We start from the raw sequence: 23,176 nt of genomic DNA on the forward strand, positions 1-23,176 counted from the left end.
TAGATGGAAAAGGACAAGCAAACGTTAAAACGGACGATGTCGTCCAGACACATTATGATGATGGCGCTTGGAGGCGCAATCGGGGCCGGGCTCTTTAAAGGCAGCAGCACGGCGATTGATGAAGCGGGGCCGTCCGTGCTGTTGGCCTACCTCCTCGGCGGAATCATTCTGCTGTTTATTATGCAAGGGCTGGCCGAAATGGCAGTCAGAAACAAACATGCAAGGACGTTCCGTGATTTGGTTCAGCAGTCGCTCGGATCGTACGCTGCATACTTTTTAGATTGGATCTATTGGAAAATGTGGGTGCTCAATATTGCCGCGGAGGCGGTCGTAGCCGCCATTTTCATTCAATATTGGCTGCCGGAATGTCCGATATGGATACTGGCTCTGATCATTTCCATCGTGGTGACGGTCGTAAACATGCTTTCTGTGAAACTGTTTGCCGAGACGGAGTACTGGCTCGCGCTTATTAAAATTACAGTGATTGTCATCTTTATTTTATGCGGTATTCTGCTTTTATTTTTCTCATTCGGCAATCACACGGCGCCGGGGCTGTCTCATTTAACGGATCACGGAGGGTTTTTCCCGCATGGAGCGGGGGGTGTCATTACGGCGATGCTCGTCGTGATCTACTCATACGGCGGAACGGAAATCATCGGCGTCACGCTGGCGGAGACAAAAAATCCCGAAAAGGTGATCCCGAAAGCTGTCCGAAGCACGTTAACGCGGATTGTCGCTTTTTACTTGCTGCCGTTCTTCATCATCGTCAGCCTGATTCCTTGGAATCAAGTCAACAGCGTTCCGGAAAGCCCGTTTGTCATAGTATTTAAGATGATCGGAATTCCGGGTGCCGACCATATTATGAATGCCGTCATTCTTCTTGCGATTATCTCGTCTATGAATTCGGGACTGTACGGATCATCCCGCGTCTTGTTTACGCAGGCTTCTGACGGCCGGTTGCCGAAAATTTTTTCAAAACTATCGAAGAAAAAGGTTCCCGTCTATGCGATTCTGACTTGTACGTCATTTTTATATGTAGGCGTCCTGATTTCTTTATTCGCAGGAAGCCGGACGTTTAATTATTTGATGGGTTCACTCGGCTATACCGTGCTGTTCATCTGGCTGATTATCGGATTCGCCCATTTGAAATCAAGAAAACATTCAACAGAACAGCCGGCTTATTACGTCAAATGGTTCCCGTACACGACATGGTTCGCGGTGCTTGCGCTTTTGGCCATCCTGATCGGCGTAATTGCGACGACATCCATCGTCATCACATGCATCACTGCGGCCATCTATCTCCTCATTACGGCTGCGTATCTTGTGAAAGGGAGACGTCAATAAATAAAAAAACTCTTGCCCCGCGGCAAGAGTTTTTTTAATGAACGGCCTTTTTTTCTGCGGCCAGAGCAGGTGTTTTCAGTTTCTTCGGTGTTATATTCACTAAACAAATGCTTGTGACGATCAGAAGCAGTCCGGCTAAAAGGCTGACGGTCAGCGGCTCATGCAGGAATATCGAGCTGACGACAATGGATATGAGCGGGATCAGGAAGGTGTAAGAGGCAACCTTGCTTGCTTCCCCTGAACCGACAAGCGTAAAAAAGGCGAGCCAGCCGAGCGCGATAACAAAAACTGAAATGAACAGAAGGCTGAGAATGAACGGAGCTTTCCATTGAATGGCTGAAAAGCTTTCTGAAAAATGGCCGGAGCTGACAAGCAGCACGCCGCCGATCAGAAGCTGAAGAGCGACCATCCAGATAGAATCCGCGCGTCCGCCCGTTCTTTTCACATATACCGTGCCGAGCGCCCAGCTGACCGCAGAGCCTAAGGCCAAAAGAATGCCGGCGATGGAAATATGGCCTCCGAAACCGGCTGCGCTGATGACGGCGACACCGGCAAAGCCCAGAATAAGACCGGCTATTTTTAAAGGATACATCGATTCCCCGAGCCACAGCCAAGAAAAAACGCCCATTAAAACCGGCTGGAAAAACACGATGGCTGAAAATAAGCCGGCAGGCAGGTAATTCAATCCGACCGTTTGCAGGCCGTAAAATAAAGTAATATTTAAAATGGCAGAAATAAGATAGATCGGCCACGTTTCTTTAAAACGCAGCTTTTTAAAACGGGGCAGCGCCACCATTAATAATAGAAGTCCGCCGATCAGCGTGCGGATTCCGGCAAACAGAAGAGGCGGCGAATAGGCAAGCGCGGCCTTTGTCAGCGGCCAGTTAATTCCCCATACCGTGACTAGAAACGCCAGCATAAGAGCCGTCTGTATTTTCGAAAGCTGTTTCACGTCGTTCACTCCTTGTAGAACAATTCCATCATATGATACGGTAATCAGTAAGATAAATAAAATGAATCTTTTTTATAAGGAGCATAAGTAAAACGTTATGACGATTACACAACTGCGGGTTTTTGTTCAAATCGCTGAAACGGGAAGCTTTACAAAAGCGGGGCAGGCGCTGAATATGACGCAGCCCGCTGTCAGCCATGCCATCTCTGCGCTTGAGTCAGAGCTCGGCATCAAGCTGATCATCCGCGAGCGCCGCAACGGCGTAAGGCTCACGGACACGGGCGGAAAAATTCTCGTCCATATCAGAGAGGTGCTCAAAGGCATAGAAAAAGCCGAGCAGCTGGCGGCCGCGGAAAGAGGGCTTGAACAGGGAACGATACACATCGGCACATTTCCGGCCGCTTCCGCTTATTTCATTCCAAAGCTGATCAGCGTGTTTAAAAAACGGTATCCGAAGCTTGAACTGGTGCTTCATGAAGGAACGGCGGACGAAGTAAAAGAATGGCTGCAATCCCGGATGATTGACGCGGGCATTCTGCTGTTCCCGACAGAGGATATGGATTACTTTCTGCTGAAAAAAGACAAAATGGCAGCGGTTATGCATAAAGACCATCCTCTCGCCGCACGCTCAACCGTAACGATAAAAGATCTGGACGGTGAACCGATGGTGGTTTGCGAAGGCGGTTACACGTCACCTTTTGCAGGCCTGTTTAAACAAGCCGGTGCCGAACTTTGCGCCGCCTTTACCGTGTTTAATGTCAGCACGTCCATCAATATGGTGCGGGAGGGGTTGGGCATGGCAATCTTATCCGATATGTCCATGGCCGGCAATCCCCTCCCGGAAGAAGTGGTGATTAAAGAGTTTGCGCCGGATGTATTCAGGGAGGTGCAGCTGGCGGTTCCTTCCATGAAAGACGCATCACTTGCCGCCAAGCTTTTTATTGATGTCGCCGAGGAGCTGTTCATCCGTAAGAAAACCGCCGCTGACTGATTGTTCGAAGATCATCGAATCAAATTGTTTAACTCACGGGAAAAGCTGTGGTAAGGTGTGTGGTAGAGACCTTGTTTAAGATCTGCTTACACTAAACCGCAAAGGAGAAAACGATGGCTGAACATACATTGAAAGATACTGCGTTTTCCGTATTGAATTTATCGCCGGTCGTACAGGGAGGAACGGTTGCTGAATCGTTCCGCAACAGCATGGATTTAGCGCGCCGCGCCGAGGAGTGGGGCTATAACCGCTATTGGCTTGCGGAGCATCATAATATAGAAGGAGTTGCCAGCTCGGCAACAGCGGTGCTGATCGGCCACATCGCCGGCGGCACGAAAAAAATCCGCGTCGGTTCTGGGGGTATTATGCTGCCGAATCATTCTTCACTTGTGATCGCGGAGCAATTCGGAACCCTTGAAACGTTATATCCGGGGCGGATTGACCTGGGGCTCGGACGCGCGCCGGGAACCGACCAATTAACGGCGAGAGCCTTACGAAGAAACATAAACAGCGGGGAAGATTTTCCGGAGCAGCTTGAAGAATTGAGAAATTACTTCAAACCGTCAGGCAATGTGCGCAATCAAGTCCGCGCCATTCCGGGCGAAGGGCTGGACGTGCCGATCTGGCTTCTGGGCTCAAGCGGCTTCAGCGCGCGTCTTGCGGGAGAGCTCGGGCTTCCGTTCGCCTTTGCGGCTCACTTTTCACCGAAAAACACCGTGCCCGCCCTTGAGCTGTACCGCAGCTCCTTCCGTCCGTCAGACGTACTCGATCAACCGTACGCGATGGTCGGCGTCACCGTCATTGCCGCCGATACGGATGAAAAGGCGGAGCATCTGGCAACATCGCATTATCAAAGATTTTTAGACCTCGTCCGCGGCACGCCGAACCAGCTGAAGCCTCCTGTTGAAGACATGGATCAAATCTGGTCGCCGTATGAAAAAGCGATGGTTAATGATCAGCTCAGTTCAACGATCGTCGGCGGACCGGAGCGTGTGAAGGAAAAGCTGGAAAGCTTCATCCGGACAACACAGGCGGATGAAATCATGGTGAATTCAGAAAGCTTTGAGCATGCCGACAGAATGAGATCATTTGAAATCATCGCCGAATTAAAAAACAGCTGAGCAAAAAAAGCAATGTGCCGCGCACATTGCTTTTTTTATTCGCCGATCCGCTTGACTGAATTCCGGATGACGAGTTCCGGTTCATACACGACGTCATCCTTCTTCGGTTTTTTATGTTCTAAGCAGTCGATGACGTATTTTGCCGCCGCTTTCCCCATAATGGATTTCGGATGCTTGACAGAGGTGAGCTTCACCTCGGAAATCTGGGCGAAATGTGAATCGTCATAGCCCATGACCGACACGTCATCAGGCACCTTTAACCCGAATTCTCTGAGAAGATTAATCGTCTTCAGCGCAATTTCGTCATTGTAGCAAAGAATGGCCGTCGGATGTGACCCGCTGTTTTGCTCAAGGGTATGCTTAATTTTTTGGAGAAGCACGGTTTCTTTTTCCTCAGTCGTGTAAGTCACGATCATGTCCGGAGACGGAAAAATCCCGCGCTCCCGATGCGCCTGAAGATAGCCGTTCATCCGTTTGACGCCCTGCGTGTCATCCGCTTTAAAGATTCCCATAATGTGCGTGTGGCCGAGGGACATGACGTATTCGCAAGCCATCATGCCGCCTTTGACATCATTGACGGAAAAGCTTGGTGCGGCCAGCTCCGCATAAGAGGCGTTAATCATGGCAAACGGAATGCCGTTTTTCTCCAGATTGAGATAGTAGCCGATGTTGGGCGTCTGCAGCGCGCTTTTTGTAGGCTCGACAATCAGCCCGTCTATATTTTTGGACAGCAGGTTTTCAAGGCCGCGCCGTTCACTTTCTGTATTGTTGTTGGTGCTCGTCAGCAGCATGGAATAGCCCTGTTCGCTTAAATACGATTCGATTCCCCTGATGATGCTCGGAAAAATATAGTCTGATATGTACGTTGTAATGACGCCGATCGTTTTGTTTGAATGCATGGCTGATTTCGCCGTGCGTGAAGCGACAAAGGTGCCTCCGCCCTGAACGCTGTACAGCAGCCCTTGCGAGACCAAATCTCCGATCGCCTTTCTGATGGTATGGCGGCTGACGCCGAACTGCTGCATCAGCTCATTTTCCGTAGGCAGCTTTTCGTCCGGCTGTATTTTTCCTTGATTCAGCCATGAACAAATTTCTTCTTTTACTTGAGCATATTTCGGTAGCATATCAATTCCTCCAAAATGTATACGGACAAATTCCAGTATAACATAGTAAGCCCTTTCATCAAGCTGTAAAAATAATTGACAGATTATGAAAAACTGCTTATTCTTTATTTGTACGTACTAATTTTCCTTATTTTTAGATAAAATTCTTTATAAGTACGTACAAATGTGGCGATTCTGAAGAAAACAAAGCAACATCAAGCGCCGCACTCAGATTTGTAAGCGTTTTTATTCTATTATTCGCGGGAGGGTAAAATTCATGAAGAATCACCCGGCACCAATTGGCTCAAATGTACCTGTCACTCGGCAGCATTCCAAGTGGTTTGTCATTCTCATCTCATGCGCGGCCGGACTGGGAGGGCTTTTGTACGGTTATGACACGGCGGTGATTTCCGGCGCCATCGGTTTCCTGAAAGATTTGTACCGCTTAAGTCCTTTTATGGAAGGGCTCGTGATTTCAAGCATAATGATCGGCGGTGTTTTCGGCGTCGGGATTTCCGGATTTTTGAGCGACCGTTTCGGACGGAGAAAGATTTTGATGGCAGCGGCGCTGTTGTTTGCGGTGTCAGCGGTTGTCTCTGCGCTTTCTCAAAGTGTGTCTTCCTTAGTGATCGCCAGAGTCATCGGCGGTCTGGGAATCGGCATGGGCTCCTCGCTTTCTGTCACGTATATTACCGAAGCCGCTCCGCCGGCAATACGCGGCAGTCTGTCTTCACTGTATCAGCTGTTTACGATATTAGGGATTTCCGGCACTTATTTTATTAACCTCGCCGTTCAGCAGTCCGGCTCATATGAATGGGGGGTGCACACCGGCTGGCGGTGGATGCTCGCTTACGGCATGATTCCGTCCGTCATCTTTTTTATCGTGCTGCTTATCGTGCCTGAAAGCCCGCGCTGGCTTGCGAAAGCGGGGCGCCGGAATGAAGCCCTCGCCGTGCTGACGCGCATTAACGGCGAGCAGACCGCGAAAGAAGAAATCAAACAAATCGAAACGTCTTTACAATTAGAAAAAATGGGGTCATTGTCTCAGCTGTTTAAACCGGGGCTGAGAAAAGCGCTTGTGATCGGGATTCTGCTGGCTTTATTCAATCAGGTCATCGGCATGAACGCAATTACGTATTACGGGCCGGAAATTTTCAAAATGATGGGCTTCGGACAGAATGCGGGGTTTATCACGACATGCATCGTCGGTGTCGTTGAAGTGATTTTCACCATTATCGCGGTTCTTTTAGTCGATAAGGTGGGCCGGAAAAAGCTGATGGGGGTCGGATCTGCCTTTATGGCGCTGTTCATGATCTTAATCGGGGCATCCTTTTATTTTCAGCTGGCGAGCGGTCCGGCTTTAGTCGTCATCATATTGGGATTCGTCGCCGCTTTCTGCGTATCAGTCGGGCCGATTACGTGGATCATGATTTCGGAAATCTTTCCGAACCACCTCCGCGCACGCGCCGCCGGTATTGCGACGATATTCTTATGGGGGGCCAACTGGGCGATCGGCCAGTTCGTGCCGATGATGATCAGCGGGTTGGGGCTCGCGTACACCTTCTGGATATTCGCCGTCATTAATATTCTCTGTTTCTTGTTTGTCGTGACGATCTGCCCTGAGACGAAAAATAAATCATTAGAAGAAATAGAAAAACTCTGGATAAAATGAAAGCGTTTTACGACAAAAGTCCGCTCCGGCGGGCTTTTGTCTGTCACCTTCATTCCGTTTCTGTATATAATGACTGTATCAAGGAGATACTGGGAAATCCTGCGAAGAATGTCGACGAATTGACCTTTAACAGTTGAATTAACAATGTCATCCTGTTAAAATAATTAAAGAAAGCAGACATAATTTTTTTTGGCTATGATGGGACGTTTTTTGTCATAGCGGGACATTTTCTGTCCAGTATGAATAGGAAGGAACGTTTGAGTCATGAACCAGTTAATACAAGCTCAAAAAAAATTATTGCCTGATCTTTTGCTTGTGATGCAGAAAAGATTTGAAATCTTGCAGTATATCAGGCTTACCGAACCGATCGGCCGCAGAAGTCTTGCAGCCAGTCTCGGATTGACCGAGCGCGTTCTCAGAAGCGAGGTTCAGTTTTTGAAAGAACAGAATCTCATCGATATTAAAACAAACGGCATGACAATGACGGAAGAGGGCTACTCACTGCTTTCGATTCTGGAAGATACGATGAAGGATGTTTTAGGATTGACGCTTTTGGAAAAGACATTAAAAGAGCGGCTTAATCTGAAAGACGCCATTATCGTTTCCGGAGACAGCGACCAATCTCCTTGGGTCAAAAAAGAATTAGGGAGAGCGGCCGTTGCATGTATGAAAAAGAGATTTTCAGGCAAAAATATCGTCGCTGTAACCGGCGGTACGACAATTGAAGCCGTCGCCGATATGATGACGCCGGATTCAAAAAACCGCGAGCTCCTGTTTGTGCCCGCAAGAGGCGGTTTAGGCGAAGATGTGAAAAACCAGGCGAACACCATATGCGCGCATATGGCGGAAAAGGCTTCAGGCACTTACCGGCTTTTGTTCGTTCCCGGGCAGCTGTCACAAGGCGCCTACTCATCTATTATTGAAGAGCCTTCCGTAAAAGAGGTGCTTCACACGATTAAATCAGCGAGTATGCTCGTTCACGGAATCGGCGAAGCTAGAACAATGGCGGAGCGAAGAAACACGCCTTTGGAAGATTTGAAGAAAATAGATGACAATCATGCGGTGACAGAGGCATTCGGCTACTACTTTAATGCGGACGGAGAAGTCGTTCACAAGGTGCATTCAGTCGGAATGCAGCTTGATGACCTCGATGCCATTCCCGACATTATCGCGGTAGCGGGCGGATCATCAAAAGCAGAAGCAATCGAAGCTTATTTTAAAAAGCAGCGAAACACGGTTCTCGTCACGGACGAAGGAGCCGCAAAGAAGTTATTAAGGGATAACAGTCCCTCAATATAAATATCTCTCACTTATTTAAAGGAGGAAATAATCATGGCAGTAAAAGTCGGTATTAACGGTTTTGGTCGTATTGGACGTAACGTATTCCGCGCAGCATTAAACAATCCTGAAGTTGAGGTAGTAGCGGTTAACGATTTAACAGACGCTAACATGCTTGCTCATCTTTTACAATATGATTCCGTACACGGAAAATTAGATGCAGAAGTTAAAGTTGACGGCAGCAACCTTGTTGTTAACGGCAAAACAATCGAAGTTTCTGCTGAGCGCGATCCTGCGAAACTCAGCTGGGGCAAACAAGGCGTTGAAATCGTAGTTGAATCTACTGGTTTCTTCACAAAACGCGCAGACGCTGCGAAACACTTAGAAGCAGGCGCGAAAAAAGTTATCATCTCTGCACCTGCTAACGAAGAAGATATCACAATCGTTATGGGTGTTAACGAAGACAAATACGATGCGGCTAACCACCATGTTATCTCTAACGCATCTTGCACAACAAACTGCCTTGCGCCGTTTGCAAAAGTACTTAACGACAAATTCGGCATCAAACGCGGTATGATGACAACTGTTCACTCTTACACAAACGATCAGCAAATTCTTGATCTTCCGCACAAAGACTACCGTCGTGCGCGTGCAGCAGCTGAAAACATCATTCCTACATCAACTGGTGCTGCTAAAGCAGTTTCCCTTGTTCTTCCTGAACTGAAAGGCAAACTGAACGGCGGAGCTATGCGTGTGCCGACTCCAAACGTTTCTCTTGTTGACCTAGTTGCTGAACTGAACAAAGACGTAACGGCTGAAGACGTAAACGCAGCTCTTAAGGAAGCGGCTGAAGGCGATCTTAAAGGAATCCTTGGCTACAGCGAAGAGCCATTAGTATCCGGAGACTACAACGGCAATGCTAACTCTTCTACAATCGATGCTCTTTCTACAATGGTTATGGAAGGCAGCATGGTAAAAGTAATCTCTTGGTACGATAACGAAAGCGGCTACTCTAACCGCGTTGTTGACCTTGCAGCTTACATCGCAAAACAAGGTCTTTAATTCATAGCTCCCGGAAAGGGCCGGACTTGGTTCTTTCGGACAGAAACGCTATAATGAAAGCGGACAAGGGAAGGGGACGGACTCCCTTTCCCTTTTTCCATGAGAACCGGCTTTCAGAAAGCGCCGGATTGCTGCAGAACGTCCGCGTTTTGAAGTTTCCGCGGCACTTTCGTTTTCTGAGCCGCCTGCCCTGGCTCAGAAGACGATCTGCCCCGTGCCCGGAAGCTGCAATCTGCCCCGCGGCGGAAGCATCATGAGGCGTTTTCACGTTTCACGTTTTTCGTGCTATGCAAACCATTTTGAAGGAGGATCTCCTAAGGCATGAATAAAAAAACAGTAAAAGACATCGACGTAAAAGGCAAAGTCGTATTCTGCCGCGTTGACTTTAACGTTCCAATGAAAGACGGGGAAGTAACAGACGATACTCGTATCCGCGCTGCGCTTCCAACAATCAAACACCTTGCAGACCAAGGCGCGAAAGTCCTTCTTGCGAGCCACTTAGGCCGCCCGAAAGGCGAAGTGGTTGAGGAGCTTCGTTTAACTCCTGTCGCTGCACGCTTAGGCGAACTGCTCGGCAAAGAAGTGAAAAAAGCGGATGAAGCTTACGGCGATGCTGTAAAAGCACAAATTTCCGAGATGAAGGACGGAGACGTTCTTGTATTGGAAAACGTACGTTTCTATCCTGGTGAAGAGAAAAATGATCCTGAACTTGCAAAAGCATTTGCTGAGCTTGCGGATGTATATGTCAATGACGCATTCGGTGCTGCCCACCGTGCTCACGCATCTACAGCCGGAATTGCCGAGCATCTGCCGGCGGTTGCAGGATTCCTGATGGAAAAAGAGCTTGACGTTCTCGGCAAAGCCGTGACAAATCCTGAGCGCCCGTTTACGGCAATCATCGGCGGCGCGAAAGTAAAAGACAAAATCGGCGTAATCGAAAGTCTGCTTGATAAAGTGGACAACCTGATCATCGGCGGAGGTCTTGCTTACACATTCGTAAAAGCGCTTGGCTATGAAGTCGGTAAATCTTTGCTTGAAGAAGATAAAATCGAACTTGCAAAATCATTCATGGACCGCGCGAAAGAAAAAGGCGTTACATTCTATATGCCGGAAGACGTGCTCGTTGCTGATGATTTCTCTAACGATGCAAACGTTCAAATCGTGCCGATCTCTGAGATTCCAAGTGATTTAGAAGCGATCGACATCGGAACGAAAACCCGCGAAACGTACGCTGAAGTTATCAAAAACAGCAAACTTGTCGTATGGAACGGACCGATGGGCGTATTCGAAATCGACTTGTTCGCTCAAGGCACAAAAGCAGTGGCTGAAGCATTGGCAGAGGCAAACGATACATACTCTGTCATCGGCGGAGGAGACTCTGCGGCAGCCGTTGAAAAATTCGGCCTTGCTGACAAAATGAGCCATATCTCAACAGGCGGCGGCGCATCCCTTGAATTCATGGAAGGCAAAGAGCTTCCGGGTGTAGCTGCGCTGAACGATAAATAAAAACTGCTATAAGGAAGTGGAACAGATGAGAAAACCAATTATAGCCGGTAACTGGAAAATGAACAAAACACTCGGCGAAGCTGTCAGCTTCGTTGAAGAAGTGAAATCTTCCATTCCAGCAGCAGACAAAGCGGAAGCCGTTGTTTGCGCACCAGCTCTTTTCTTAGAAAAGCTGACTTCTGCTGTTAAAGGAACTGACCTGAAAGTCGGCGCCCAAAACATGCATTTTGAAGAAAACGGTGCGTTCACAGGTGAAATCAGCCCGGTCGCTCTGAAAGACCTTGGCGTGGATTACTGCGTCATCGGCCACTCTGAGCGCCGTGAAATGTTCGCTGAAACTGATGAAACAGTTAACAAAAAAGCGCATGCCGCTTTCAAACACGGCATTGTGCCGATCATTTGCGTAGGTGAAACGCTTGAAGAGCGCGAAGCCGGAAAAACAAATGATCTTGTTGCCGATCAAGTGAAAAAAGGTCTTGCGGGTCTTTCTGAAGAGCAAGTTGCCGCTTCCGTTATTGCGTACGAGCCAATCTGGGCAATCGGAACAGGCAAATCTTCTACAGCGAAAGATGCTAACGACGTCTGCGCGCATATCCGTAAAGTCGTTGCTGAAAGCTTCAGCCAGGAAACTGCTGACAAGCTCCGCATTCAATACGGCGGCAGCGTAAAACCTGCAAATATTAAAGAATATATGGCAGAGTCCGATATTGACGGTGCTTTGGTCGGCGGCGCAAGCCTTGAACCGCAGTCATTCGTTCAATTATTGGAGGAAGGTCAATATGAGTAAAAAACCAGCTGCACTCATCATTCTTGATGGGTTCGGATTACGCAATGAAACAGTCGGAAACGCAGTCGCACAAGCGAAAAAACCGAATTTCGACCGTTATTGGAACCAATACCCTCATCAGACGCTGACGGCATCAGGCGAAGCAGTCGGACTGCCTGAAGGACAGATGGGGAACTCTGAAGTCGGTCATTTGAATATCGGCGCAGGACGTATTGTGTACCAAAGCTTAACACGCGTGAACGTTGCCATCCGCGAAGGCGAATTCGAACGCAATCAAACGTTCCTTGACGCCATCAAAAACGCGAAAGACAACGACAAAGCGCTGCACCTGTTCGGCCTTCTTTCTGACGGAGGCGTACACAGTCATATCAATCATTTATTCGCGCTGCTGAAGCTTGCGAAAAGTGAAGGACTGACGAAGGTGTATATTCACGGTTTCCTCGACGGCCGCGATGTAGGTCCGCAAACAGCGAAAACTTACATTCAGCAGCTGAATGAGCAGATCGAAGAAATCGGTGTCGGCGAAATCGCCAGCATTTCCGGACGCTACTACTCCATGGACCGCGACAAACGCTGGGACCGTGTGGAAAAAGCGTACCGCGCAATGGCTTACGGCGAAGGCCCGTCTTACCGCAGCGCGATGGATGTAGTCGACGATTCTTATGCGAACGGCATTCATGATGAATTCGTCATTCCGTCCGTCATCACAAAAGAAAACGGTGAACCCGTTGCGAAAATTCATGACGGCGATTCTGTGATTTTCTATAATTTCAGACCGGACCGCGCCATCCAGATTTCAAACACGTTTACCAACAAAGATTTCCGCGATTTCGACCGCGGTGAAAATCATCCGAAAAACCTGTATTTCGTCTGCCTGACTCACTTCAGTGAATCTGTTGACGGATATGTGGCTTTTAAACCGGTAAACCTTGACAATACGGTCGGTGAAGTATTAGCACAGCACGGGTTAAAACAGCTTCGCATTGCAGAAACTGAAAAGTATCCGCACGTTACGTTCTTTATGAGCGGCGGCCGCGAAGAAGAATTCCCGGGCGAAGAGCGCATCCTCATTAACTCGCCGAAGGTCGCGACATATGACCTGAAGCCTGAAATGAGCGCGTATGAAGTGAAGGATGCTCTTGTAAAAGAAATCGCGGCTGACAAGCACGACGCGATCATCCTGAACTTTGCAAACCCTGACATGGTCGGCCACTCCGGAATGGTCGAACCGACGATTAAAGCAATTGAAGCAGTGGACGAATGCTTAGGCGAAGTGGTTGACGCCATCATCGCTAAAGGCGGACATGCCATCATTACCGCTGATCACGGTAATGCGGACATTCTGATTACAGAAACAGGCGAACCGCACACTGCCCATACGACAAACCCAGTCCCTGTCATTGTGACGAAAGAAGGCGTGACGCTGCGCGAAGGCGGAATCCTAGGCGACCTCGCACCAACGTTATTAGACCTTCTCGGTGTTGAAAAACCGAAAGAAATGACAGGAACATCTTTAATTCAAAAATAAGCGTAAATCAAAAGGAGAGACAAACTCATGCCATACATTGTTGATGTTTATGCACGCGAAGTCCTCGACTCCCGCGGCAACCCAACAGTTGAAGTTGAAGTATATACAGAAACAGGAGCTTTCGGCCGCGCATTAGTGCCAAGCGGAGCTTCTACAGGTGAATACGAAGCGGTTGAGCTTCGTGACGGCGACAAAGACCGTTACCTTGGAAAAGGCGTGTTAACTGCTGTTAACAACGTAAACGAAATCATTTCTCCAGAGCTTCTCGGCTTTGACGTAACTGAACAAAACGCAATCGATCAGCTTTTAATCGAGCTTGACGGAACTGAAAACAAAGGCAAACTCGGTGCGAACGCAATCCTTGGCGTATCTATGGCTTGTGCGCGCGCAGCTGCTGATTTCTTACAGATTCCTCTTTACCAATACCTTGGAGGATTCAACTCAAAAACGCTTCCTGTACCGATGATGAACATCGTAAACGGCGGAGAGCATGCTGACAACAACGTAGACATTCAAGAATTCATGATTATGCCTGTAGGCGCGCCTAACTTCCGTGAAGCGCTTCGCATGGGCGCTCAAATCTTCCACAGCCTGAAATCAGTTCTTTCTGCTAAAGGAATGAACACAGCTGTAGGTGACGAAGGCGGATTCGCTCCGAACCTTGGTTCTAACGAAGAAGCGCTTCAAACAATCGTTGAAGCAATCGAAAAAGCCGGCTTCAAACCTGGCGAAGAAGTGAAGCTTGCTATGGATGCTGCATCTTCTGAGTTCTACAACAAAGAAGACGGCAAATACCATCTGTCTGGCGAAGGCGTTGTGAAAACATCTGCTGAAATGGTTGACTGGTACGAAGAAATGGTTTCTAAATACCCAATCATCTCTATCGAAGACGGACTTGACGAGAACGACTGGGAAGGCCACAAACTTCTTACAGAGCGTCTTGGCAAAAAAGTTCAGCTTGTCGGTGACGACCTTTTCGTTACAAACACGAAAAAGCTTGCTGAAGGTATCAAAAACGGCGTAGGCAACTCTATCCTGATCAAAGTAAACCAAATCGGTACATTGACTGAAACATTCGATGCGATCGAAATGGCGAAACGCGCGGGCTACACTGCCGTTATCTCTCACCGTTCAGGTGAAACTGAAGACAGCACAATCGCTGATATCGCTGTGGCAACTAATGCAGGACAAATCAAAACAGGTGCTCCGTCCCGTACGGACCGTGTTGCGAAATACAACCAGCTTCTTCGCATCGAAGATCAGTTGGCTGAAACTGCTCAATACCACGGTATCAACTCTTTCTATAACTTGAATAAGTAATCGAAAAAACCTCCCCATGGGGAGGTTTTTTTATATATCTGCATAAAGCCTTACCATGTCGCGGCACTGTATCCCGTTTTCGAAAATCTCCTCTTCATAATGCCTGATGAAAAAATCATGGTCGATGGCTTGAAGTCTGAAGCCGCATTTTTGGTAAAGGGCAAGCTGGCCTATACTGGAGTTGCCCGTTCCAATTTCAATAGTCGCCGCTCCCATTTGTTTTGCCTTATTCACGGCCTCTTCTATGAGCTTTCTGCCGATGCCATTGTTGTGCATTGATTCTTTCACCGCAATATTGACGATTTCTACTGTTTTTGGTCTTGTTTTCAAAAGGACGAAGACCCCTGCAAGCTCGTCTGACGTCCAAGCCGTATAGCATTCTCCTCTTACAAGATAATCATCGACAATCTCTTTCAACGGATCGGCCAGCAGCAATAGTTCATACAGCGCTTCATCCGGCTCCGCGGCTTTTCGGATGCTCAGTTTTTGCATGTCCGTTTCTCCTCCTCCGTTATGATCGACAGCTATTTTTCAAAATAACTCCAAAATCATTCTACTTTATTATAAAATATGAAACATAGGAAAAGTTATACAAGTTTTGCAGATTGAATAGGAGGAAAGTCATGTTTTTTTGTAAGTATTGCGGCCAGCAGAACAACGAAGAGGCGCATTTCTGTAAAGAATGCGGAAAACCGATCGGGAAAGGAAGCCGGCTGGAGCGGCAGGCGGCTGAATCCGCATCACAGCCGAGAAAGCCGATCCCTAAAAAAACGCTCTTCCTATGGGGAGGCATTGCCGCAGCGCTGATCTTATTGATTGCCGCATATAAAACCGGAGCCTGGCTGACATCTGAAAAAAGGCTCACAGATCAATTCGAACAGGCGGTTCATGACGGGGACACGAAAAAGCTCGCAGCCCTGCTCACTCCTTCAGACAAAAAACTGAAGCTGAATGAGACCAATGTCAAACCGCTCCTTGCATACGCAAAGAAACACGATGAACTGCTGGCATCGCTTCGCGGCAATTCATCAGAAAAAGATGCGGTATACGTCAAAAAAGAGGGAAAAACCCTTCTTTTGTTTGACCATTACGAACTGAAAGTCGATCCGGTTTATTTCCGCGTCACAAGCAATTATAAAGGCGCCGATCTTTATATCAACAGCGAGAAAACAGGTACGGTCAAAAAAGCCGATGAAACCCAAATCTTCGGCCCGTATGCACCCGGTGTCTACACGGCGGAAGCCAAGCTTAAAAATGAGACGGTTGACGTTGTCAAAAAGCAAGAGGCAGAGGCGGCCGGCAGCCGGAATGTTGAGTTTGACCTGCCGTTAGACGCCGAGGATGTGACATTCACTCCGGCAGACAGCTTCAAAAGCGCGAAAGGCGATCTGCTGATAAACGGCAAGTCCGTCCATAAAGATCCGTTTACATCCGTTACATACGGTCCGCTCTTAACTGACGGTTCCATGACAGCCGCCGTGGAGGCTGATTTTCCTTGGGGGAAAATGAAAACTGCCGATGTTCCGATCAACAGTACTGATGTGGACTTAACGCTTATCCCGGATCAAGATACACAACAAACAATCATGGACACGATTGTCAAAGCAACGAAGCAGTATACAAAAGCGATGGCAGACGGAAATACCGATCAGATGACCGAGGCTGGTTCCGCCTGGAAAGAGCAGACGAAAGAAGTGGTATCCGGCATGAAGAGTTCCGGCACCTTTTTGAAGGATCAGTATAAAGAGACAAGCTTTGATCTGGATTCATTTGCGATTTCTCAAGAGAACGGCCGCTGGCAAGTAACTGTTACGGGTAAAGAGCTTCATGAGTCTGCTTATTTCGACGGGAATACGAAGCCTGATATGGAAGAGGCTGAGCCGAGTTTTCACTATGTACTCTCATATGATACAAAACATAAAAAATGGGTTTTCGAAAAAGCTGACCCTGCCTCAGATTCTTCTGGGACAAATGTAAAAAAAATAAAAAATGACCAGCCGAATACCTATACATCCGCATGGGCATCATCCAAAGGAAATACAGCTTCAGGCAGCGTGACAAACGAGCAAGTCACATCGTTTATGACTGATTACCTGACAAATCAATCAAGCGCCGTCAGCCTTAACAATTTTGCCATCATGGCGGGCAATTTAGAAGAGGGAAGCCCTTTGTATGCTGATCAGCAGAAACTGGTCAAAAAACTGCACAGCGAGGGGACGACCGAAGTATTTAATGAAGTGAATGTCAAAAGCTTTTCACAGAAAGGCTCTCATCTGACGATTCATACGTACGAGGAGTTTTATATTACGAAAGCCGGCGGCAGTCCGAAGCTCAGAACATACAATTGGACGTATGGCGGCGTTGTTAAAGACGGAAGAATTTATTTAACATCCATTCAATAAAAAAACCCCCGTGCCAATCAGGCGGCGGGGGTTTCCGTTTTTAAAAGAAGAAATAATTCATGAGTTCTTTTATATAATGCTTGATCGTGAATTGAAACGTTACGCAAATGATCAAATAGATGACGATAACAGAATAAATGATATCCGCCTTAGTAGTGAGCTGATGCTGATAGCTCGCCAGCATGAGCGGAGGCACGGCAAACGCCGCTCCTAAAAGACCGACAGCCAGAATGGTGAAGCAAACGGTTGTATGAAGCAGCATAAAAATGAGGGCAAGAAGCAAAATAGCTGTAAACGGAATCAAAAAGGCCCCGAATCTGGACAGCGAATCTTTAAATGACACCTGCGCGCCGCCGGCCTTCAAAGCGATAAAAATCAAGAGATACAGGCAGAAAACGCTTAATGCAAAGGTAAGCGCCGGTTTGATCACAACCGCGGTAAAACTGACGTCACGAAAGCCGTCTGATAGGAGAATATAAAACATAATCGGCGTCACCAGGCAGAAAAGCACCATGTTGATGATGCTGCTGACAAGCTGTTCGCCGCCTGTCGTTTTACATGTTTGGTACGGTCTCTTTAACACATCAAGCACGAATAAGGCAAATTGCTTTGAAGCCTGCTTAGCCGCAGCGCCGGCCTGAGCGGCCTGGCCTTGCGTTTGGCCTGCGCCTCCCTGCCCGGGCTGGGGCGCACCGCACTTTTCACAAAACTTTCCGCCATCAGTATGATGGCCGCATTGAGAACAATACATTCTAAAACTCCTTTTACAAGTAATATAGGGATTTTGTTCAATATTTACATTATAAAAGAAAATAGGGCGGATGTAACGGAGTTTTCTAAAGATATACAAATCACTTTCTCTATGAATTGATAATAGAGAAAAAGTACCCATTATGGTAGAATTTTAATGGAGCTGATAGATATCATGTCTCTCGGCGCATTGATTCAGAGTGAAAAAGGAAATTAACGCATGCTAAAAAAATTGAAAATGCTTTATCGGCTGTTGAAATTCGGAAAAGGCTTATGGAGATAGCAAACAGAAAAAACCGTCCTTACAAGGACGGTTTTTTTCTGTTTCCGGACCGTCCGGCTGAGGTTATAAAAAGCAGGCCCCGGGGTAAAAACCATGCATAAGAAACAGCGGAGAACAAAACATAACTCAATAACCGCAAGCCATAAGGAGGTACGCATGTTTTCATTCATCATTCATGTCTTCATTTCACTGTTTGCAGTCTCCAATCCCATCGGAAACGTGCCGATTTTTCTTTCACTGACGGAAGGGTATTCGGAGAAAGAACGGACAGCGATTGCGCGCAAGGCTTCCGTGCTGTCGTTTATCATCTTGGCGGCTTTTTTAATCTTCGGCCATCTGATCTTTAAACTGTTTGACATTAACATTCATGCCTTACGTATTGCGGGCGGCATTTTTATTTTCGGCATCGCTTATAATCTTCTGAACGCGAAGAAATCTCATGTACAGTCTCTCCATCATGAAGAGAAAGGGGAGAGCAAGGAGAAAGCTGATATATCCGTGACGCCTTTGTCGATTCCGATTATCGCCGGACCCGGTACGATCGCGACGGTGATGAGTCTATCGGCCGGCCATGGCGGCATCATCCATTACATCAGCGTGCTTATCGGCATTGCGGCCGTCATCGCGATGACGTTTATCTTCTTTCACTATTCATCTTTCATCAGCAATAAGCTCGGGAAAACCGAAATGAACGTCATTACCCGACTGATGGGGCTGATTTTGGCGGTGGTGGCGATCGGCATGATCGGCGCCGGTCTGAAAGGCATGTTCCCGATATTGGTTTCCTGACTTAAAAAAGCAGCGCACGGTTATCTTCGGGTGCTGCTTTTTTCTATTTTCGGCACATGCTGAAACACTTCTTCACTCTCAAAAAATTCTATCAAACGGCTCAGCCAGTCATAATAATGGAGCCAATCCGTCAGTTCATCCAAAAGCTGACGGGCTTTTTCTTCAATATCGGGACTGAGATTTTCCGATTCCAGAAGCTCAGTCAGCTCGCGGTTCAGCTTTTTATAGAGCATTTTGTTTTTGCTGACCGCCTTTGTCCAATTTGCCGTAAACAGGGAGATAAACGTCTGGTAATAATCACGCTCGACGTCGTAAAGGTCTTTCCGAACGCCTTTTTCAAACACTTTTTCAGCCAGATTGGCATCGGTCATTTCGCGGACCACCTGGCTCATCCTCGTTTTGCTCATCCCGGTCGCCTCTGACAGCTCATTTAACGTCATCGGCTTGCGGTTCATATAAATAATACCGAGCACACGTCCAAGTGTGGCCGGCATTCCGAATGTATGCATATTCTCGGCGATTCTCTCAATGAGATGCTCTTCAGCATGCCCGATGATATCAAGAGCGTTTTTTTCCACGGCTGATCATCCCTTCACTGGCTTTTCATGCTGACAATATATCATATTTTTTACAGTTGATGAAAAAGATGATGCGGCAGGATATGCGAGCTATCGGGAGCGATTGTAAGAACATCCGCATTGTCAGCGGGATAACATGAAAAAATACGTATATTGTATATAATTTCAACACATTGTAAACTTTTTATTTTACAAATTTCATCTTATAATAAAGATTATACTTTTCAGAAAAATAACGGAACCCTTCGGAGGTGCACGGATTGCTGAGATTAGAAAATGTATCGAAAGTCTATAAAGGCGGAAAAAAAGCTGTCAACAGCATTGATTTAAATATCGAAAAAGGCGAGTTTATTTGTTTTATCGGGCCGAGCGGCTGCGGAAAAACGACGACGATGAAAATGATTAACAGACTGATTGAGCCGTCATCCGGAAAGATTTTTATCGATGGCGAAAACATTATGGAGCAGGACCCGGTGGAGCTGAGACGGAAAATCGGCTACGTCATTCAGCAGATCGGACTTTTCCCTCATATGACCATTCAGCAGAACATTTCCCTCGTGCCGAAACTGCTGAAATGGCCGGAACAAAAGCGGAAGGAACGGGCGCGGGAGCTTTTGAAGCTCGTCGATATGGGCCCGGAATATTTAGACCGCTATCCTCACGAGCTGAGCGGCGGACAGCAGCAGAGAATCGGCGTGCTGCGCGCCCTTGCAGCGGAACCGCCTCTTATTCTTATGGATGAACCGTTCGGAGCGCTTGATCCGATTACGCGGGATTCCCTTCAAGAAGAATTCAAAAAACTGCAAAGAACATTGAATAAAACGATTGTGTTTGTAACACACGATATGGATGAAGCTATTAAGCTGGCTGACCGGATCGTCATTTTAAAAGCGGGAGAGATCGTTCAGGCCGGCACTCCTGATGACATTCTCCGGAATCCGGCTAATGAGTTTGTCGAAGAATTTATCGGCAAAGAACGGTTATTGCAATCAAGACCGGACATTGAACGCGTCGAGCAGATGATGAACAAAAAGCCTGTCACCGTTACGGCGGACAAAACGCTTTCGCAGGCGATACAGGTGATGCGGGAGCACCGTGTCGATTCCCTGCTTGTCGTTGATGACCTGAATGTGCTGCAAGGGTATGTCGATGTCGAGATCATTGATCAGAACCGGAAAAAAGCGAGCCTCGTCGGCGACGTGCTCCGCTCTGATCTGTATATGGTCGAGCAGGGGACACTGCTGCGCGATACCGTACGCAAAATTTTAAAGCGCGGAATGAAATATGTACCCGTCGTTGATGAACAAAGGCATTTAGTCGGAATTGTCACGCGGGCGAGCCTTGTCGACATCGTTTACGATTCAATCTGGGGCGAGGAAGACCAGCTGGTGACAGGCTGACAAGGGGAGGAACGCTTACAATGAATGAAATGATCAAGTTTTTGCAGACGAACGGCGGAGAACTGTTATATAAAACGTGGGAGCATTTATACATTTCGATCATCGCCGTCATATTAGGCATTGTCGTCGCCGTTCCGCTCGGAGTGGCGCTGACGAGAATGAAAAAGGGCGCAGGCGCCGTCATCGGCGCCGTCAACATTGTGCAGACCTTGCCGAGTCTCGCGATACTGGCATTTTTTATCCCGCTGTTAGGCGTGGGAAAGGTGCCCGCGATCGTCGCGCTGTTTTTCTATTCGGTGCTGCCGATTCTCCGGAACACGTATACAGGCATTCAAGGCGTAAACAAAAATCTGCTGGAATCGGGAAAAGGCATCGGGATGACGGTCTGGGAGCAGATCAGGCTTGTGGAACTGCCGCTTGCGGTTCCGGTGATCATGGCAGGCATCCGCACATCCACCATTTATCTGATCGGCTGGGCGACGCTTGCTTCCTTTATCGGGGGCGGCGGGCTCGGAGACTATATTTTTATCGGCCTGAATCTCTATCAGCCTGAATATATTATCGGCGGCGCCGTGCCCGTCACCATTTTAGCCATTATCATTGATTATCTGCTGGCGGCGACGGAACGGAAGGTGACGCCGAAAGGGCTGAAAGGACTGAAGGAAGTATCATAAGGAGTTGGCTGTTTTGAAAAGAAATCAAAAGAGATGGATGTGCGCACTGGCGCTGTCGGCTGCTCTGCTTCTAGGCGGCTGTTCCCTTCCCGGCCTGAGCGGGGCTTCCGATGATACGATCAAAATCGGGGCGCAAAGCATGACGGAATCAGAAATTATCGCCAATATGATCGCACAGATGATTGAACACAATACAGACTTGAATACGGCATTAATTAAAAACCTCGGATCGAACTATGTCCAGCAGCAGGCGATGCTCGGCGGTGAAATCGATATCGCCGCGACGCGCTACTCGGGAACGGATTTAACGAGCACCCTCGGCATGGAAGCGGAAAAAGACCCGAAAAAAGCATTAGCCATCGTCCAGAAGGAATTTGAGAAACGCTTCCATTACAAATGGTTTGATTCTTACGGATTTGAGAACACATACGCTTTTACCGTCACGAAAGAGCTTGCGGAAAAAGATCATTTAGACAAAGTGTCCGATATTAAGAAGCATGCGGATCAATTTAAGCTCGGTGTAGACAATGCGTGGCTGAAAAGAAAAGGTGACGGCTATAAAGGCTTTATCGACACGTACGGCTTTGAATTCGGCACAACCTATCCGATGCAGATCGGACTTGTATACGATGCCGTGAAAAACGGGAAAATGGATGCCGTCCTCGCCTATTCAACGGACGGACGGATCAAAGCGTACGATCTGAAAATTTTAAAAGACGACAAGCAGTTTTTCCCGCCGTATGACTGTTCGCCGGTCATTCCCGACAGCGTGCTGAAGCAGCATCCTGAACTGAAGGGCATTGTGAATAAACTGGTCGGCAAAATTGATACGGAAACGATGCAGGGATTGAATTACGAGGTGGACGGCAAGCTGAAAGAACCGTCCGTCGTCGCTAAAGAATTTTTGGAGAAACATCATTATTTTGAATAAGAAATGAGGTGGGGCAAATGGAAGTGCTGCAGCAGCTCGGCACTTATTATTCTCAAAACGGCGCCTATGTGCTTCAGGAGTTTTACCGCCATTTTCTCATGTCGGTATACGGCGTTTTATTTGCGGCGATCGTCGGGGTTCCGCTCGGCATCTTCATTGCCAGGTACAGAACATTAAGCGGCTGGGTATTCGCGGTGACAAACGTGATTCAGACCGTGCCGGCGCTTGCGATGCTTGCGGTGCTGATGCTCGTCATGGGGCTCGGCGCCAATACGGTGATATTGTCGCTGTTTTTATATTCGCTTCTTCCGATCATCCGGAATACGTACACGGGAATCGCCAGCATTGAACACGCTTATCTTGAATCGGGAAAAGCGATGGGCATGACCAAATTTCAGGTGCTCCGCATGGTGGAGCTGCCGCTTGCGCTTTCCGTCATCATGGCGGGGCTGCGGACGGCGCTCGTCATCGCGATCGGCATTACGGCAATCGGTACGTTTGTCGGCGCGGGCGGACTCGGTGACATCATTGTCAGGGGCTCAAACGCCACGAACGGAACCGCGATTATTTTGGCCGGCGCCATTCCGACAGCGCTGATGGCCGTTATCGCAGATCTTGTGATGGCATGGCTGGAGCGGGCGCTGAGTCCGGTGAGAAAGAAAAAACGAACCAAAGCGCCGAATGCGGCATGAAAAAAACGCCTTG

21 protein-coding genes are annotated in these 23,176 nt (G+C 47.9%); 16 read left to right on the plus strand and 5 right to left on the minus strand.

What is annotated here, in order from left to right; all coding sequences use genetic code 11:
- Positions 1-3: 3 nt before the first annotated feature.
- Positions 4-1,344: an amino acid permease gene (locus AR442_RS09210; protein ID WP_014418915.1), complete on the plus strand. Its 1,341-nt coding sequence runs from the start codon at positions 4-6 to the stop codon at positions 1,342-1,344.
- Positions 1,345-1,378: 34 nt separating this feature from the next.
- Here the strand turns inward: AR442_RS09210 and AR442_RS09215 are convergent, their stop codons facing one another.
- Positions 1,379-2,296 (minus strand): DMT family transporter, encoded by a 918-nt coding sequence (locus AR442_RS09215; RefSeq protein ID WP_022553811.1) that lies wholly within the window; start codon positions 2,294-2,296, stop codon positions 1,379-1,381.
- A gap of 97 nt (positions 2,297-2,393) precedes the next feature.
- Between AR442_RS09215 and AR442_RS09220 the strand changes: the two genes are divergently transcribed.
- Positions 2,394-3,287: a LysR family transcriptional regulator gene (locus AR442_RS09220; protein WP_053285139.1), complete on the plus strand. Its 894-nt coding sequence runs from the start codon at positions 2,394-2,396 to the stop codon at positions 3,285-3,287.
- A 113-nt stretch (positions 3,288-3,400) separates the two neighbouring features.
- Positions 3,401-4,408 (plus strand): LLM class flavin-dependent oxidoreductase, encoded by a 1,008-nt coding sequence (locus AR442_RS09225; RefSeq protein ID WP_053285140.1) that lies wholly within the window; start codon positions 3,401-3,403, stop codon positions 4,406-4,408.
- A 35-nt stretch (positions 4,409-4,443) separates the two neighbouring features.
- Here AR442_RS09225 and araR read toward each other — a convergent pair whose 3' ends face one another.
- Positions 4,444-5,532 carry an arabinose utilization transcriptional regulator AraR gene (araR, locus tag AR442_RS09230; protein WP_007409953.1) on the minus strand — a complete coding sequence of 363 codons (1,089 nt, stop codon included), beginning with the start codon at positions 5,530-5,532 and terminating at the stop codon, positions 4,444-4,446.
- 256 nt (positions 5,533-5,788) lie between these two features.
- Between araR and araE the strand changes: the two genes are divergently transcribed.
- From araE to eno, 7 genes are all read left to right on the plus strand, one after another.
- Positions 5,789-7,183, plus strand: coding sequence for an arabinose-proton symporter AraE (gene araE, locus AR442_RS09235; protein ID WP_003151605.1), 1,395 nt, complete (start codon positions 5,789-5,791; stop codon positions 7,181-7,183).
- Between the two features lie 264 nt (positions 7,184-7,447).
- Complete coding sequence (cggR, locus tag AR442_RS09240) at positions 7,448-8,482, plus strand: gapA transcriptional regulator CggR (protein ID WP_003151607.1); 1,035 nt, start codon at positions 7,448-7,450, stop codon at positions 8,480-8,482.
- A 33-nt stretch (positions 8,483-8,515) separates the two neighbouring features.
- The gene (gene gap / locus AR442_RS09245; protein WP_003151611.1) at positions 8,516-9,523 is read left to right on the plus strand and encodes a type I glyceraldehyde-3-phosphate dehydrogenase; all 1,008 of its coding nucleotides are present in this window, start codon (positions 8,516-8,518) and stop codon (positions 9,521-9,523) included.
- A gap of 321 nt (positions 9,524-9,844) precedes the next feature.
- Complete coding sequence (locus AR442_RS09255; RefSeq protein ID WP_053285142.1) at positions 9,845-11,029, plus strand: phosphoglycerate kinase; 1,185 nt, start codon at positions 9,845-9,847, stop codon at positions 11,027-11,029.
- A 25-nt stretch (positions 11,030-11,054) separates the two neighbouring features.
- Positions 11,055-11,816, plus strand: coding sequence for a triose-phosphate isomerase (gene tpiA / locus AR442_RS09260; protein WP_003151618.1), 762 nt, complete (start codon positions 11,055-11,057; stop codon positions 11,814-11,816).
- Positions 11,809-13,344 carry a 2,3-bisphosphoglycerate-independent phosphoglycerate mutase gene (gene gpmI, locus AR442_RS09265; RefSeq protein ID WP_003151620.1) on the plus strand — a complete coding sequence of 512 codons (1,536 nt, stop codon included), beginning with the start codon at positions 11,809-11,811 and terminating at the stop codon, positions 13,342-13,344. Before tpiA ends, gpmI begins: the two co-directional genes overlap by 8 nt.
- 27 nt (positions 13,345-13,371) lie before the next feature.
- Positions 13,372-14,664, plus strand: a complete 1,293-nt coding sequence (eno, locus tag AR442_RS09270) for a phosphopyruvate hydratase (protein ID WP_007409956.1) — start codon at positions 13,372-13,374, stop codon at positions 14,662-14,664.
- A 30-nt stretch (positions 14,665-14,694) separates the two neighbouring features.
- Here eno and AR442_RS09275 read toward each other — a convergent pair whose 3' ends face one another.
- Entirely contained in the window at positions 14,695-15,156 is a 462-nt protein-coding gene (locus AR442_RS09275; protein ID WP_014418908.1) for a GNAT family N-acetyltransferase, read from the minus strand.
- Positions 15,157-15,287: 131 nt separating this feature from the next.
- Between AR442_RS09275 and AR442_RS09280 the strand changes: the two genes are divergently transcribed.
- Positions 15,288-17,066 carry a zinc ribbon domain-containing protein gene (locus AR442_RS09280; RefSeq protein WP_014418907.1) on the plus strand — a complete coding sequence of 593 codons (1,779 nt, stop codon included), beginning with the start codon at positions 15,288-15,290 and terminating at the stop codon, positions 17,064-17,066.
- Positions 17,067-17,106: 40 nt separating this feature from the next.
- Here the strand turns inward: AR442_RS09280 and AR442_RS09285 are convergent, their stop codons facing one another.
- The gene (locus AR442_RS09285) at positions 17,107-17,817 is read right to left on the minus strand and encodes a hypothetical protein (protein ID WP_053285143.1); all 711 of its coding nucleotides are present in this window, start codon (positions 17,815-17,817) and stop codon (positions 17,107-17,109) included.
- A gap of 438 nt (positions 17,818-18,255) precedes the next feature.
- Here AR442_RS09285 and AR442_RS09290 point away from each other — a divergent pair, with 438 nt between their 5' ends.
- Positions 18,256-18,888, plus strand: a complete 633-nt coding sequence (locus AR442_RS09290; protein WP_025649294.1) for an NAAT family transporter — start codon at positions 18,256-18,258, stop codon at positions 18,886-18,888.
- A 20-nt stretch (positions 18,889-18,908) separates the two neighbouring features.
- Here the strand turns inward: AR442_RS09290 and AR442_RS09295 are convergent, their stop codons facing one another.
- Complete coding sequence (locus tag AR442_RS09295) at positions 18,909-19,466, minus strand: GbsR/MarR family transcriptional regulator (RefSeq protein ID WP_014418904.1); 558 nt, start codon at positions 19,464-19,466, stop codon at positions 18,909-18,911.
- A 260-nt stretch (positions 19,467-19,726) separates the two neighbouring features.
- Here AR442_RS09295 and opuCA point away from each other — a divergent pair, with 260 nt between their 5' ends.
- Genes opuCA through opuCD form a run of 4 tightly spaced genes read left to right on the plus strand, consistent with a single transcriptional unit; the run spans position 19,727 to position 23,163 of the window.
- Entirely contained in the window at positions 19,727-20,866 is a 1,140-nt protein-coding gene (gene opuCA / locus AR442_RS09300; protein WP_053285144.1) for an osmoprotectant ABC transporter ATP-binding protein OpuCA, read from the plus strand.
- 20 nt (positions 20,867-20,886) lie between these two features.
- Complete coding sequence (locus tag AR442_RS09305; RefSeq protein ID WP_003151654.1) at positions 20,887-21,540, plus strand: ABC transporter permease; 654 nt, start codon at positions 20,887-20,889, stop codon at positions 21,538-21,540.
- Between the two features lie 37 nt (positions 21,541-21,577).
- A complete protein-coding gene (gene opuCC, locus AR442_RS09310) occupies positions 21,578-22,471 on the plus strand; it encodes an osmoprotectant ABC transporter substrate-binding lipoprotein OpuCC (protein WP_101560372.1) in 894 nt (297 codons plus the stop codon).
- Positions 22,472-22,488: 17 nt separating this feature from the next.
- Complete coding sequence (gene opuCD / locus AR442_RS09315) at positions 22,489-23,163, plus strand: glycine betaine/carnitine/choline/choline sulfate ABC transporter permease OpuCD (protein ID WP_003151658.1); 675 nt, start codon at positions 22,489-22,491, stop codon at positions 23,161-23,163.
- Positions 23,164-23,176 lie beyond the last annotated feature (13 nt).

The sequence above is a fragment of the Bacillus velezensis genome, assembly GCF_001461825.1.
GTDB lineage: Bacteria > Bacillota > Bacilli > Bacillales > Bacillaceae > Bacillus > Bacillus velezensis.

Coding starts and splice junctions, on each gene's coding strand:
- AR442_RS09210 (WP_014418915.1), top strand. CDS start 4: ATGGAAAAGGACAAGCAAACGTTAAAACGGACGATGTCGTCCAGACAC.
- AR442_RS09225 (WP_053285140.1), top strand. CDS start 3,401: ATGGCTGAACATACATTGAAAGATACTGCGTTTTCCGTATTGAATTTA.
- AR442_RS09275 (WP_014418908.1), bottom strand. CDS start 15,156: ATGCAAAAACTGAGCATCCGAAAAGCCGCGGAGCCGGATGAAGCGCTG.
- AR442_RS09305 (WP_003151654.1), top strand. CDS start 20,887: ATGAATGAAATGATCAAGTTTTTGCAGACGAACGGCGGAGAACTGTTA.
- tpiA (WP_003151618.1), top strand. CDS start 11,055: ATGAGAAAACCAATTATAGCCGGTAACTGGAAAATGAACAAAACACTC.
- AR442_RS09285 (WP_053285143.1), bottom strand. CDS start 17,817: ATGTATTGTTCTCAATGCGGCCATCATACTGATGGCGGAAAGTTTTGT.
- opuCD (WP_003151658.1), top strand. CDS start 22,489: ATGGAAGTGCTGCAGCAGCTCGGCACTTATTATTCTCAAAACGGCGCC.
- araE (WP_003151605.1), top strand. CDS start 5,789: ATGAAGAATCACCCGGCACCAATTGGCTCAAATGTACCTGTCACTCGG.
- AR442_RS09290 (WP_025649294.1), top strand. CDS start 18,256: ATGTTTTCATTCATCATTCATGTCTTCATTTCACTGTTTGCAGTCTCC.
- gpmI (WP_003151620.1), top strand. CDS start 11,809: ATGAGTAAAAAACCAGCTGCACTCATCATTCTTGATGGGTTCGGATTA.
- araR (WP_007409953.1), bottom strand. CDS start 5,532: ATGCTACCGAAATATGCTCAAGTAAAAGAAGAAATTTGTTCATGGCTG.
- AR442_RS09220 (WP_053285139.1), top strand. CDS start 2,394: ATGACGATTACACAACTGCGGGTTTTTGTTCAAATCGCTGAAACGGGA.
- eno (WP_007409956.1), top strand. CDS start 13,372: ATGCCATACATTGTTGATGTTTATGCACGCGAAGTCCTCGACTCCCGC.
- gap (WP_003151611.1), top strand. CDS start 8,516: ATGGCAGTAAAAGTCGGTATTAACGGTTTTGGTCGTATTGGACGTAAC.
- cggR (WP_003151607.1), top strand. CDS start 7,448: ATGAACCAGTTAATACAAGCTCAAAAAAAATTATTGCCTGATCTTTTG.
- AR442_RS09255 (WP_053285142.1), top strand. CDS start 9,845: ATGAATAAAAAAACAGTAAAAGACATCGACGTAAAAGGCAAAGTCGTA.
- opuCC (WP_101560372.1), top strand. CDS start 21,578: ATGTGCGCACTGGCGCTGTCGGCTGCTCTGCTTCTAGGCGGCTGTTCC.
- AR442_RS09280 (WP_014418907.1), top strand. CDS start 15,288: ATGTTTTTTTGTAAGTATTGCGGCCAGCAGAACAACGAAGAGGCGCAT.